Annotated in this window: 14 protein-coding genes; 3 read left to right on the forward strand and 11 right to left on the reverse strand. The window is 42.0% G+C overall.

Annotation, left to right across the window (positions count from 1 at the left end; genetic code table 11):
* Nucleotides 1-21 precede the first annotated feature (21 nt).
* Together IGI76_RS08635 and IGI76_RS08640 are read right to left on the reverse strand one after the other, a co-directional pair.
* The gene (locus tag IGI76_RS08635; RefSeq protein WP_074536925.1) at nucleotides 22-972 is read right to left on the reverse strand and encodes an alpha/beta hydrolase; all 951 of its coding nucleotides are present in this window, start codon (nucleotides 970-972) and stop codon (nucleotides 22-24) included.
* A 178-nt stretch (nucleotides 973-1150) separates the two neighbouring features.
* The gene (locus tag IGI76_RS08640) at nucleotides 1151-2242 is read right to left on the reverse strand and encodes a DUF871 domain-containing protein (RefSeq protein ID WP_060791964.1); all 1092 of its coding nucleotides are present in this window, start codon (nucleotides 2240-2242) and stop codon (nucleotides 1151-1153) included.
* A 182-nt stretch (nucleotides 2243-2424) separates the two neighbouring features.
* On the opposite strand from IGI76_RS08640, the gene IGI76_RS08645 reads away from it, so the two are divergent.
* Entirely contained in the window at nucleotides 2425-3174 is a 750-nt protein-coding gene (locus tag IGI76_RS08645; RefSeq protein WP_333719183.1) for a peptidylprolyl isomerase, read from the forward strand.
* A 50-nt stretch (nucleotides 3175-3224) separates the two neighbouring features.
* Here IGI76_RS08645 and fabZ read toward each other — a convergent pair whose 3' ends face one another.
* Nucleotides 3225-3665: a 3-hydroxyacyl-ACP dehydratase FabZ gene (gene fabZ / locus IGI76_RS08650; RefSeq protein WP_005226178.1), complete on the reverse strand. Its 441-nt coding sequence runs from the start codon at nucleotides 3663-3665 to the stop codon at nucleotides 3225-3227.
* Between the two features lie 206 nt (nucleotides 3666-3871).
* Here fabZ and fabI point away from each other — a divergent pair, with 206 nt between their 5' ends.
* Together fabI and IGI76_RS08660 are read left to right on the forward strand one after the other, a co-directional pair.
* A complete protein-coding gene (fabI, locus tag IGI76_RS08655) occupies nucleotides 3872-4627 on the forward strand; it encodes an enoyl-ACP reductase FabI (protein ID WP_005226179.1) in 756 nt (251 codons plus the stop codon).
* A 140-nt stretch (nucleotides 4628-4767) separates the two neighbouring features.
* The gene (locus IGI76_RS08660; protein WP_015509767.1) at nucleotides 4768-5685 is read left to right on the forward strand and encodes a mechanosensitive ion channel family protein; all 918 of its coding nucleotides are present in this window, start codon (nucleotides 4768-4770) and stop codon (nucleotides 5683-5685) included.
* Between the two features lie 35 nt (nucleotides 5686-5720).
* Here the strand turns inward: IGI76_RS08660 and cbpB are convergent, their stop codons facing one another.
* The 8 genes from cbpB to IGI76_RS08700 form a co-directional block, all read right to left on the reverse strand.
* Complete coding sequence (gene cbpB, locus IGI76_RS08665; RefSeq protein WP_005226181.1) at nucleotides 5721-6224, reverse strand: cyclic-di-AMP-binding protein CbpB; 504 nt, start codon at nucleotides 6222-6224, stop codon at nucleotides 5721-5723.
* Between the two features lie 109 nt (nucleotides 6225-6333).
* Entirely contained in the window at nucleotides 6334-6846 is a 513-nt protein-coding gene (locus IGI76_RS08670) for a metallophosphoesterase (RefSeq protein ID WP_074536749.1), read from the reverse strand.
* Complete coding sequence (gene rph, locus IGI76_RS08675; RefSeq protein WP_005226183.1) at nucleotides 6843-8195, reverse strand: ribonuclease PH; 1353 nt, start codon at nucleotides 8193-8195, stop codon at nucleotides 6843-6845. The genes IGI76_RS08670 and rph overlap by 4 nt, the downstream gene beginning before the upstream one ends.
* Nucleotides 8196-9011, reverse strand: coding sequence for a glutamate racemase (gene racE, locus IGI76_RS08680; protein ID WP_015509769.1), 816 nt, complete (start codon nucleotides 9009-9011; stop codon nucleotides 8196-8198).
* 230 nt (nucleotides 9012-9241) lie between these two features.
* Nucleotides 9242-9898, reverse strand: coding sequence for an amino acid ABC transporter permease (locus IGI76_RS08685; protein ID WP_005226185.1), 657 nt, complete (start codon nucleotides 9896-9898; stop codon nucleotides 9242-9244).
* A 17-nt stretch (nucleotides 9899-9915) separates the two neighbouring features.
* Entirely contained in the window at nucleotides 9916-10563 is a 648-nt protein-coding gene (locus IGI76_RS08690) for an amino acid ABC transporter permease (protein WP_333719184.1), read from the reverse strand.
* An 11-nt stretch (nucleotides 10564-10574) separates the two neighbouring features.
* Nucleotides 10575-11384, reverse strand: coding sequence for a transporter substrate-binding domain-containing protein (locus IGI76_RS08695; RefSeq protein ID WP_438781383.1), 810 nt, complete (start codon nucleotides 11382-11384; stop codon nucleotides 10575-10577).
* Nucleotides 11385-11402: 18 nt separating this feature from the next.
* Nucleotides 11403-12140: an amino acid ABC transporter ATP-binding protein gene (locus tag IGI76_RS08700; RefSeq protein WP_430599424.1), complete on the reverse strand. Its 738-nt coding sequence runs from the start codon at nucleotides 12138-12140 to the stop codon at nucleotides 11403-11405.
* Between the last annotated feature and the right edge of the window lie 239 nt (nucleotides 12141-12379).

Here is a 12379-nt window from a genome sequence, read left to right on the forward strand (position 1 = left end):
AAAAAAGAACCGGCACTTTTTTTATTCACTTGCTGGATGATCGTATTTTTCCAAGAAAGCCGCGATTTTTTCTTTGTAAAGCGCTGGATCTGTTTTGTAGCTTTTCGCATGCTCGGCACCTGAAACAACCCACTTTTCTTTTGGTGCATCGGTCGCGTTATACAAAATTTCCAGCATCGAATAAGGAACAAACGTATCCGCATCGCCATGGATAAAAAAGATTGGACGCGTATTCTTTTGCAGTTGTTTGACTGCATCTGCTTCACCAAAGAAATACCCCGCTCGGATTTTTGTGACAAGACTAGTGACATTCATCAATGGAAAGGCCGGTAGACCAAACAATTGATCGAGTTGATACCCCAATTCTTCATTGACGTTGGTATACCCACAATCTTCAATGATAGAAGTGACATTTTTCGGCAAGTCTTCCCCACTGGTCATCATTACCGTGGCAGCCCCCATACTGATGCCATACAAAGTGATCGTCTCTTCAGGACCATTTTTTGCGAGTACTTCATCAATCCATTGCAGATAATCCTTACGTTCGTGCCACCCAAAACCAATATAATCTCCTTCACTTTGACCATGCCCTCGAGCGTCTGGAACCAAGACATTATAGCCTAAATCATGATACATCTTAGCATAGTCCGCCATCGTTTCTGCATTCCCCATGTAGCCATGCGCGATGATCGCCGTTTTTCCTCGATTCTTCTCCTCTGCCGGTAGATAAATGGCGGATAATTTTAAATCGTCTTCAGAAGTCAGCTGCCACATCTCACGATTTGCTGGATCTGTAAACCAATTTTGCGATTCATTTCCTGTCTGATTTTCATCCGTACCAGGGGTATCTCCTTCCAAAAAATCTTTTTCTGAAGGAACCACCGCATAATCGTAAAAATAATTTCCTGCATACCCTAATCCTGCAATTGCTAATACAGCCACTCCGATGGCAATCTTCCAGCGCAATTTCACACTTGTCACGTCCTCTTGTTATATAGTTTACATAATATTATTATGGTTTCATCGTTCTTCATGGAAAGAACCCACTACATAAATTACCGTTTTTTGCTCGTGTTTGTCAATTGCAAGCGCCCAAAAAGAAAACCATTGCCAACACGCTTTGTTGGCAATGGTTGATTTCTCGTGATAATTAGTTATTTTCGACCAATTTAAAACTTGACCAAGGTTTCAAAAATTCTAATAAGAATAGTTCCTCATCAGCGATTTTCCCAACGACATTGACGCGGCCATCATTTTTCATTGCTTTCAAGGCGATTTGCGTCTCACCTTTGTATTGTCCATAGCCAGCATTATCGATCAAGACATCCCCTCTTACCATATCACGGGTATCATGAGGTGGAAATTCCTTGTCTTTATAATAGATCCGCGTCATCGTTGAACGCAAGATGTACTCTGAGCGATCTCCTCGATAGCTGTGCAGATTATCGAAGAGACAAATTCGTTCATCTTCAGTGATTCCGTCAACGACATCGACTCTTAATGTCGGATAATCAGCATGAAACGCTTCAGCCATTGCTGCCAATTCTGCTTCTGAAGCATAGGCATTTCCAATAGAGATATCATCGATCAAACCAGTCAACACTAAATGTTTGACTTGTGTAGCTAGTGGCAGATCACGATGGTCTTCCAAAGAGCACAAACCATCTTGTGTTGGCCATGGACCGAAATCAGCTTCGTGAGAATTCACGAAAGCCATCGTATTTAAATTGTATTTGCGGAATTTTTCCGAACAAAAAACAAAATGGTCATAGCCTAACCCTGAATAGCGATGAGGATAGAAGTTATGCGAACCGAGTAAATTTTCAGTATTAGGTGAATAACTCATGATGTTATCCACGTAGCTCGTGCCGCTGCTCATATTGATTTCGATTTTGATCCCGTAAGGATTACGGGTCATTTTGGCTTCTTCTGAACCAGTGAAACCAATATCTAACCGAACACCGTAAGCCCCCATCTCATCAAAGAAGGATAAATCATCATAAGAAATACCTAACTGTTCGAATAAACCAGGATTGATATCTACCATGACTTCCATTCCTAACTGATTGGCATAATCCACGACTTGTTTAAAGTCTGCCAAGACTTTTTCTTTATCATCGTTGATTTGCAGCAAACTGGTAAATACCCGTTTAAAGCCGTATTTGTGTGCCAAGTCTAGATACGCTTTGTCCTTTTCAAACGTTGAGCGCTCTGGATAAATCGATATCCCTAATTTTCCCATCAAAAAAACCTCCTGTAAATTCTATCCGTTTATTATAATGAATCCTCTTTCATTATAGCAAACATCTAAAAAGTGGTCTACACCTTTCCGTCTGTTTCTTTCTCATTCCACAAAATCTGCGCTTTCTTCTATGTCTCTTTTTTGTTATGATTATCATTAAGAAAACTGGAAGGAATGAAAGAATGAAAAAAATCCTATTCACACTGACAGCAGCTGCTAGCCTTTTATTACTAGCTGCTTGTACAGGTTCAAGTACCACCGATCCCTCATCAAGCAATTCGGCAGAAAGCACGTCAACCTCAGAATCTGTTGACTTGAATGCCCTGGAATTGCCGCAATTATCAACGGATGTGCAAGAGAATGAAGCTTTAGTTGAAATGGTAACGGAAGAAGGCTCGATCAAAATCAAACTTTTCCCAGAGATCGCGCCCAAAGCAGTCGAAAACTTTTTGACCCATGCCAAAGATGGGTATTATGACGGCTTGACTTTCCATCGTGTCGTAGAAGAGTTTATGATCCAAGGGGGCGACCCTAATGGTGATGGCACTGGCGGAGAAAGCATTTGGGGCGAAGGATTCGGCGAAGAATACTCGAACCAGCTTTATCACTTGCGAGGCGCATTAGCAATGGCAAAATCAAGTGCGCCAAACAGCCAAGGCAGTCAATTCTACATCGTTCAAAATGATCAAGATGTATCTGACGGTCTAGCGATCCAACACTATCCTGAAAAAATCATCGAAGCCTACAAAAATGGTGGAACACCACAATTGGACGGCAGCTATACCGTTTTTAGTCAAGTGATTGAAGGCATGGATGTCGTAGATAAAATTGCACAAGCAGAAACCCAAGACTCTGGCAATGGTGAGAATTCTCAACCGGTTGAGCCAGTGAAGATCGAAACGATCAAGGTCTTACAAGAAGCCAAAGAATAAATAAAAAACCGCTGAAGTCTCCGATATTCGGGAATTTCAGCGGTTTTCTTTTATTTTTGGTCGCCAACGATAAAGGTGAATTCGCATTCCGCAGCTTTTTTGCCGTCCACTGTAGCGACCGCATCAGCAGTTCCTACAGAGCCTTTGATTTTAGTGATCTCGAAAACAAGTTTCATGGTATCTCCCGGAACAACTTTTTGACGGAATTTGGCTTTGTTGATGCCGCCGATATACGCCGTTCTACCTTGGAATTCCTCGGATTTCAAGATCAGGATCGATCCTGCTTGTGCCAATGTTTCTAAAATCAAGGCACCTGGCATTACTGGATTTCCTGGGAAATGTCCTTGGAAAAAGTCTTCGTTGATGGTGACATTTTTCGTTGCGATAATCTTTTTGCCAGACTCGATTTCATCGACGTAATCAATATATATAATTGGATAGCGATTTGGAATCAAATCCATGACTTCTGTTTCAGTCAATAGTTTTTTCATGGTTTCCCTTCCTTGCTTAAGAATTTATTATAGTTTGATTATCAAAGTATCATAGTTCAGCGAAATTCGCAACTAAATATTTATTAAGAAAAAAATAGTTTGACAATCAAACAATTATGCTTAATAATTAGAAATCAAGATAGTTTGATTTACTATTTGTCATTATACGTATTTTATTATTGTTGAATTTATTAAGGAGTGGAATTATGAGTTTTTTAACCGGTAAAAAAGTTGTCGTCATGGGCGTTGCTAACAAACGCAGTATCGCTTGGGGCTGTGCACAAGCATTAAAAGCACAAGGAGCCGAAGTGATCTACACGTATCAAAACGACCGCATGAAAAAGCCTTTAGAGCGCTTATTGGAATCTGATGAATTTGTAGTGGAATGTGACGTCGCCAATGACGAAAGCATTGCTTCCGCCTTTGAAACGATCAAAGAATATGCAGGTGAGATCCATGGTGTTGTCCATGCCGTTGCTTATGCCAATAAAGAAGATCTATCTGGCGATATTTTGAATATTTCTCGTGACGGTTATGCTTTGGCGCAAGACATCAGCAGTTATTCATTGATTGCCGTCACTAAATATGCCAAACCAATCTTAGCTGAAAATGCTGGAATCGTTACCCTTTCCTACTTAGGTGCCGAACGGGCAGTACCGAACTACAATATGATGGGGATTGCAAAAGCCGCTTTAGAATCAAGCGTTCGCTATTTAGCTGCCGAACTTTCACCGCAAAAAATCCGCGTCAATGCGATTTCAGCTGGTGCCATCAAGACGCTGGCAGTAACTGGTGTAAAAGACTATCAAAAACTGATCCAATTGTCAGAGGATCGAACACCTGATCATATTGGTGTGACGATTGAAGAAGTGGGCAATACTTGTGCCTTCTTGATCAGTCCATTATCAAGCGGGATTATCGGCGAAGTGATTTTCGTTGATAAAGGCGTTCATTTATCTTAATCAATGATTGTCATAGAAAAGCCTGCCTACCCGTTGGCTAAGCAGGCTTTTTCTGAAAAAAACAGGTATTTCAGAAAACCTCCTTTGCATTTCTATTTTATCTTCGTTAAAATAGATGCAGTAAGACTTGGAGGGATTTTATGAAACAACTGCTACTTGCAGCTAGCACGACCGATTCAAGTGGTTCCAGCATTACCGAACCAGCAGCTGCTCAGCTCAATGCATTACAAAAATGGTGGGCATCGATCGACTGGGAATCGATCATTGGCCTACTGATCCAAAAAGCACTGATGCTGCTTTTTTTGTGTATCTTATTCGGAATTTTATTAAAAATAAGCAACATGATCATTGACCGGATCTATCGGTCCTATGAAAAAAAAGCCACCTTCAATGTGAGTCGAATCAACACGATCCATACTCTGATCCGCAATACGGTTCATTACACATTAGGCTTCTTTTTTGTCTATGCACTCCTTTCTACCATCGGTGTACCTGTAGGCTCGCTACTAGCCGGTGCCGGAGTCGTCGGTGTCGCCCTCGGTCTCGGTGCCCAAGGCTTTATGAATGACTTGATTACTGGCTTCTTTATTATTACCGAACAACAAATCAACGTTGGTGATTACGTCCGCTTGACCAATCTGACGCTTGAAGGTACAGTGACGGCCGTCGGTATTCGGACTGTTCAATTAAAATCCGTTGATGGAACCGTTCATTATATCCCAAATCGTAACATCACAACCATCAGTAATACATCCAGAGCCAATATGCAAGTCGTGGTAGACGTACGTATCTTACCATCTGAAGGCTTAGATGAAATACGTGCCATCATTGAAGAAGTCAATGAACAGATTGCTCAGCAGCACGAAGAAGAGATTCAAACGGCCCCTACGGTCTTCGGTCTGGTGGATCTAGGAAACAACAACTTTGCAATTCGCACGACCATGTATGTGACCAACGGTACGCAATGGAAAATCAAAGAGGAATTTTTGGCCGCATCGATCGATGCATTAACTGCCAAAGGCTATACGATCCCCAATGCGCCGATCGTCGGTATTTAAAAAAAGGTTATCCCGAAACTGGGATAACCTTTTTTCTATACCACATGTAGTTCATCTGTCATCTTTGGGGCATCTTCTTTCGAAATCAGCAAATAGCGTCTTTCGATTTCATGCGCCAAATGATTGACGGATTTTAAAATCTCTTTGCGGGTGATAATCCCAACAAAGACATTGTCATCATCAACGATCGGCAAGAATGCTTGATCCACTAACAGATGCAGCATACTTTCCAACTCATCGTTTTCTTTGATGCAATTCACATTGACTTCCATGACATCTGCCACAGTCAGCCCTTCAATATTTTCCATACTGAAGCCAGTGAGATCCATCATTCGTTCTACGATGTTTGAGAGGCTGATTAAGCCGACTAAATGGTCCTCACTATCTAGTACTGGGATCTTTGAATAGCCCACTTTTGATAAAACAAGCAATGCGTGACTCAAAGGGTGGTTATAAAATACCGATGCCACATTCTCTGCCGGCACCAAGAAATTTTCTTGATTCTCGAGTAATATTTTTTCTACGGTCTGTCCTATCAATCTAATTGCCTCCATTTCACAGCTACTCTTCTATTTTACTTGAAAATGAGAATAGAAAGTAGAAACCTGCAAAATTATAATGAAATTTTTACTTTTTGATTCCGCTTACTTAACGTGTAAAAACGAAAGCTAGCTCTGGGACTTTATGAAAGGAACGATCATAGTATTGGATTGCCCATTGTTCTGGCGTACTTTCAATAATCGCAAAACTTTTGATTTGAATTTGCCCTCGCGGTTGGGAAATACTGCCGGGATTCAAGAAAAGTCGATTCCCGACTTTCTCACAAGCAATTTGATGCGTATGACCAAACAAAGCGATCGAGGCATCTGCTTGTTGCGCTTTTAAGCCTAATTTGGTTACGCCAAAACGAACATCCGCCAAATGGCCATGGGTCATATAGATGATATCCAGCGGCGTTTTAACGATACGCTCATTCGGAAAACCACCACCGTAATCGCAATTCCCACAAACGACTTGGAATGTTTCCCATAAAGGATCCGTTTCAGGAAGTTCTGAATCCCCACAGTGAAGGAACAAATCGACTTGATTTTCGAATTCATTTTTAAGATCAACAAGAATCTCACGATCTGAATGATTGTCACTGACAACTAAGTATTTCATACATTTTCTCCTTCTAACCACTCCTGCCACTGTTCCTGCAGTTTTTTGATTGCTAGACCACGGTGGCTCACTCGGTTCTTTTCTTCTTGACTCATTTGGGCTGCGCTTTGCTCTGAACCATCAGGAATAAACAATGGATCGTAGCCGAACCCATTTTCTCCGCGAGGGATGCGACCGATTCTCCCCGGCCATTGAGCTTCAACCACCAAACTCTCTTTTCCTGGCGCTGCAAAAACTAACGTACAGTGAAATTGGGCACTGCGTTTGTCATCTTCGACATCCGTCAATTCATAGAGCAATTTTGCATTATTGGCAGCGTCACTTTTTTGCTCACCAGCAAATCGAGCAGAGTACACCCCTGGTCGCCCCCCTAGTGCATCGACTTTCAGTCCTGAGTCATCAGCTAACACCGGTCTTCCCAAAATTCTGGCGATGGTTTCGGCTTTAAGGCGGGCATTTTCTTCAAAGGTGGTGCCGGTTTCTTCAACATCTGGCAAGGAAGGATAGTCTTTTAAGGTACGGACATCGTAACCTGCTGCGCCAAATACGGCTTTAAACTCCTTGGCTTTTCCTGGATTGCCTGTAGCAATGACAATCGTTTTTTCGGGAATCTCATAAGGGGGTTCATCTGGTAAAAACAGTGCCTCTTTTTGATAGGCAATCAATTCTTCGATAGCCGTTTTTCCGTAAATCAGCATCTCATTCAACTGCTGACCATCAAAGGTCGCTTCTTCCCCAGTTCCTTGCAATTCGACAAATCGACCAGATTCCGTCATCACCAAATTCATGTCAACAGCAGCTGAAGAATCTTCTTGATAATCAAGATCGGTCACACAGGTGCCATCTGGTAAGATCCCGACACTAATTGCTGCCAAATGCTCCTTGATTGGATCTTCCGTCAACGCTTTGTCACGCAACAAGGTATCGATAGCTAAACGCAACGCGACAAATGCGCCGGTAATACTAGCTGTTCGGGTACCGCCATCTGCTTGAACGACATCACAATCGACCACGATACTGCGCTCCCCTAATTTTTCTAAATCGACTACTGCGCGCAAGGAACGAGCGATCAGCCGTTGGATCTCCATCGTCCGACCAGAAAGCTTGCCTTTGGCACTTTCTCGACGATTACGAGTGTTGGTCGCTCGTGGGAGCATACTGTATTCGGCTGTGACCCAGCCTTTTCCCGTATCTCGTAAAAACGGAGGGACCCGATCTTCAATCGTTGCCGAACAGATCACGGTTGTGTCACCAAAAGAGATCACAACCGATCCTTCGGGGTGTTTGTAGACGTTGGTTTGAATTTTAACTGGTCTTAACATTGTTTCTTTTCTGCCATCATGTCGCATTTAAAAGCCTCCTAAATCAGTGTGAATCGATGAGATCGTGTCTAAATCAAGCCAATCATTGGCAATCTCATCAAACATTTTCGGTGAACCAGTAGTAAAAAATGCATGTTGCGGATGCGGATCGTCCTGACTCGTTGCAGCAATGGAAAAATAGTCCAACAAGGTACTGACTTCCCCCACCGTTTCTGCCCCTGAATCAATCAGCTGGATATGAGCGCCCAATTCATTTTGAATCAAAGGACGCAATAAAGGATAATGGGTACAACCCAAAATCACTGTATCTAGCCGTTTGTTTTTCAATGGACGCAACGTTTCTGCCACGATTTTCTTGGCGACCGAGCTATGGTATTGTTTGCTTTCTACGATCGGCACAAACTTCGGGCAAGCCAAACTGACGACGGACGCATGGGGCGCTTTGCCATGAAGCGCGCGCTTGTAAGAGTCACTTTTGATCGTTCCGTTTGTCCCGATGACACCGATGCGTTGGTTTTTGCTTGCTTTGACTGCTGCTCGACTGCCAGGCAGGATCACGCCGATCACTGGGATCGCTAGTTGTTCTTTGATTTCTTCAAGGGCGACCGCTGTCGCTGTATTACAAGCGATCACCAACATTTTAATGTTTTTTTCTAATAAAAAACGGGTCATTTGCCACGTATACTCGATGACTTGCTCAGCAGGTCTCGGACCATACGGGCATCTGGCTGTATCTCCCAGATAAAGAATCGATTCGTTGGGTAATTGCTTGATTGCTTCTTTGACGACCGTCAACCCACCAACACCAGAATCGATAAAACCAATTGGTCTGTTGTTTGTCATAGTTTCCATCCTTTACATGAAAGAAAGAGTTTGGTGCATTTTTCTCTCTTATTCATTTTGGACTTTTTTTGACTATTTTTCAAGTATTCCTTTCGTTTGCTAAAAAAGCTTTCCCCAAAAACACGAAACGGTCAAAAAGAAAAAATCCCCAACGATTGGCTTACACCCCACAAGTTGCACTTGCATGGGTGTAAGACCGATCGTGGGGATTTTTTTGACGATTATTCTTTTTAGTAATCGTACTGACGTTTTTCCAAAAAGCCAGAAAGCAATGACAAGGCATAACAAACCAAAAAGTATAAAACAGTCATTGCCAAAAACATAGGCAAAACATAGTTTGTATTTTGGCCATAAATGATTCGAGCATGATGAGTCAGCTCTGGTAAAGAAATAATCACGGCTAATGACGTATCTTTGATCAAAGAGATCAACTGACTGACGATCGCTGGCAGCATCGCTTTAAATGCCTGCGGCACGACGATGCTCCGCAATACTTCGACATAGCTTAGCCCTGTAGACAAACCAGCTTCCATCTGCCCTTTTGGCACAGAATTCAAACCAGCACGAAAGATTTCAGAGAGCATCGCTGATTCAAAAATCGTCAACGCCACAACCGCTGACCAAAAAATATTAAAGCGGATACCGATCTGCGGCAATGCAAAGTAAGTGAAAAAGATGATCAAGAGCAAAGGCAAGTTACGAATAACATCGATCACGACACCTAATACTTTGGAAAAGACTGGGATCGAGCTGAATCGCAAAATACCGGCGATCCCTCCGATTATAAAGCTAAATAAAATCGATAGGATCGACACTTCAACTGTTACCCGCAAGCCATCGATCAAGAAGCGAATGTTAATCGCTGAAAAAGCTTCAAAAAAGTCCATAGTTCGTTAGCTCCTTTCTATGAGCGGACAGCCCAACGCCGTTCCAAGTAAATCATCAAATAAGACAATGGTAGGGTAATGATCAAATAGAAAAGACCAACAATGATATACGTATCAAATGTATTGAAGGTCTCACTTGCGATCAAATCGCCTTGATACATAATATCTAATCCTGCGACCATCGCCAAAATTGATGAATTTTTGACAAGATTGATAAATTGATTGCCTAACGGCGGTACGACGATCTTAAATGCTTGTGGCAGAATAATGTAGCGCATCGCTTGGCTGTAAGTAAAACCAGAAGACAAGGAAGCTTCCATCTGGCCTTTAGGGACCGTTTGAATCCCTGAACGGATCGTCTCAGCGATAAATGCCGATGTATAGATCGTTAAGCCGATCGTTCCTGCTTGAAAGCCGTCAAAAGAAACCCAATACATTGGCACAACGACATAAAAGAACATCACGATGATCAATAAGGGAATATTTCTAAAAAACTCAACATACGCTTTGGCAATCCCTTTGATGAGGCGATTGTCTGACAACTGAAAAATTGCCATTAAGGTTCCGATCAAAAGACTAAAAAACAGTGCGATCAAACTCGCCATGACTGTGTACTTAAAGCCTTCAATAAACTGACCGGTATACGTTTGAAATAATTCAACCATTCAGTTTCCTCCTACTCTACTTTTCCTGATTCGTCTTCAGGGAACCACTTGTTGTAAGTCTCATCATAGGTTCCATCTTCACGCATTTCCCGCAACGCTTGATTCACTGCATCAAGAAACGGCTTTTGTCCTTTATTGATAGCAATACCATAAGGTTCTTCTGTAAAAGTTTCGCCAACTAAATGGTAATTGGGATTTTCACTCGCCATCCCTAATAGGATCGCATTATCCGTGGTCATAGCATCCCCTTGACCAGATTGTAAAGCGGTAAAGGCTTCCGCATAATTCTCAAGTTCCAAAATTTGCGCTTCTGGTGCTGCTTCACGAATGTTCACAGCGGAAGTAGAGCCTTTCACGACCAATACAGTGGTATCTGCGGTCAAATCTTCGATCCCTTGAATAGGGCTGTCTTTGGCAACTAATAACGATTGGCCTGCATCAAAGTAGACATCGGAAAAATCGACCTGTTTTTTACGTTCTTCCGTGATAGTCATCGTGGCGATGATTGCATCGATGTTGCCGTTTTTCAAAAGAGGAATCCGAGTTTTTGAGGTTACTTCAACAAAGATGGCATTGCCATCACGACCTAAAATTTTCTCAGTGATTGCACGAGCGATATCAATATCGAATCCTCGTACTTCTCTGGTCGCGATATCCATTAATCCAAAAAGACGGGTATCGTTTTTTACGCCCCAAACGATCTGATTCGTCTCTTTGCTGTTTTCTAAAATATCGATCTCTGCGGCACTTTGTCCTTTACAACCTGAGAAAGTCACAAGGGCAAAGGCTAAGACTAGAAAGGAAAATATTTTCTTTCTCATAAGGGTTCCTCCTATTGCTTAATGATTGCTGACTTTGCTCAAGAATTGTTTTGCACGTTCGTCTCTTGGTGCATCAAAGAATCCATCGACATCGCGCCGATCCTCTAGTACTTGTCCTTCCGCCATAAAGACGATTCGATCTGCTACTTCACGGGCAAAGCTCATTTCATGGGTAACAACGATCATGGACATGCCTTCACTGGCAATTTTTTTCATGACATCCAAGACATCACCAATCATTTCTGGATCCAATGCAGACGTTGGCTCATCAAAAAGCAGCATCTCTGGTTTCATCGCAAGCCCTCTGGCAATTGCGACCCGCTGCTGTTGTCCGCCGGATAACATGGAAGGATAGGAATCTTTTTTATCTAACATCCCTACCCGATCAAGAAGCTTTTCCGCCAAATTGATGGCTTCTTGCTCATTTTGTTTTAATACTTTAACCGGTGCCAACGTAATGTTTTCTAACACGGTTTTATTTGGATACAAATTGAAATGTTGAAACACCATACCGATGTTTTTTCTAATTTCTGTCATTTTGACATCTTTGTCAAACAAGTTCTTGCCATTGACCAATAATTGACCACCTGAAATGGTTTCTAGACCATTAATCGTACGGAGCATTGTACTTTTACCAGATCCTGAAGGTCCGATAACAACAACGACCTCACCTTTTTCAAATTCAAGGTTGATGTTTTTTAATGCATGGAACTTTCCGTAATATTTCTCTACGTTCTTAAATTCGATCATTGCCATTGATTCACACTCCTAGCTTTTTTTAAAATTAAATGAGTAATTGGAAAGATTTGATTCATATTATAGCTCAATCTTTTTTCATTTGTAAAGGTGCTTTTCCAATGTTCCCCCCTTATTTCTGAAAAGACAAGTGCTATTTTACTTTGATGTGAGGTTTTTGTCCATGAAAATTTTTCTCACCCCATCAGATCACAAGGAGAACCGGTTGTTTCTTTTGCTAAAAAAAGGTAAGATAAACC

It is taken from the genome of Enterococcus sp. DIV2449a (assembly GCF_051711225.1).
GTDB lineage: Bacteria > Bacillota > Bacilli > Lactobacillales > Enterococcaceae > Enterococcus_D > Enterococcus_D casseliflavus.

Excerpts from the sequence above, each read along its gene's own strand:
- rph (WP_005226183.1), bottom strand. The coding sequence starts at position 8,195 with ATGCGACATGATGGCAGAAAAGAAACAATGTTAAGACCAGTTAAAATT.
- IGI76_RS08695 (WP_438781383.1), bottom strand. The coding sequence starts at position 11,384 with ATGAGAAAGAAAATATTTTCCTTTCTAGTCTTAGCCTTTGCCCTTGTG.
- IGI76_RS08670 (WP_074536749.1), bottom strand. The coding sequence starts at position 6,846 with ATGAAATACTTAGTTGTCAGTGACAATCATTCAGATCGTGAGATTCTT.
- IGI76_RS08690 (WP_333719184.1), bottom strand. The coding sequence starts at position 10,563 with ATGGTTGAATTATTTCAAACGTATACCGGTCAGTTTATTGAAGGCTTT.
- IGI76_RS08645 (WP_333719183.1), top strand. The coding sequence starts at position 2,425 with ATGAAAAAAATCCTATTCACACTGACAGCAGCTGCTAGCCTTTTATTA.
- IGI76_RS08660 (WP_015509767.1), top strand. The coding sequence starts at position 4,768 with ATGAAACAACTGCTACTTGCAGCTAGCACGACCGATTCAAGTGGTTCC.
- fabI (WP_005226179.1), top strand. The coding sequence starts at position 3,872 with ATGAGTTTTTTAACCGGTAAAAAAGTTGTCGTCATGGGCGTTGCTAAC.
- racE (WP_015509769.1), bottom strand. The coding sequence starts at position 9,011 with ATGACAAACAACAGACCAATTGGTTTTATCGATTCTGGTGTTGGTGGG.
- IGI76_RS08700 (WP_430599424.1), bottom strand. The coding sequence starts at position 12,140 with ATGGCAATGATCGAATTTAAGAACGTAGAGAAATATTACGGAAAGTTC.
- fabZ (WP_005226178.1), bottom strand. The coding sequence starts at position 3,665 with ATGAAAAAACTATTGACTGAAACAGAAGTCATGGATTTGATTCCAAAT.
- IGI76_RS08685 (WP_005226185.1), bottom strand. The coding sequence starts at position 9,898 with ATGGACTTTTTTGAAGCTTTTTCAGCGATTAACATTCGCTTCTTGATC.
- IGI76_RS08640 (WP_060791964.1), bottom strand. The coding sequence starts at position 2,242 with ATGGGAAAATTAGGGATATCGATTTATCCAGAGCGCTCAACGTTTGAA.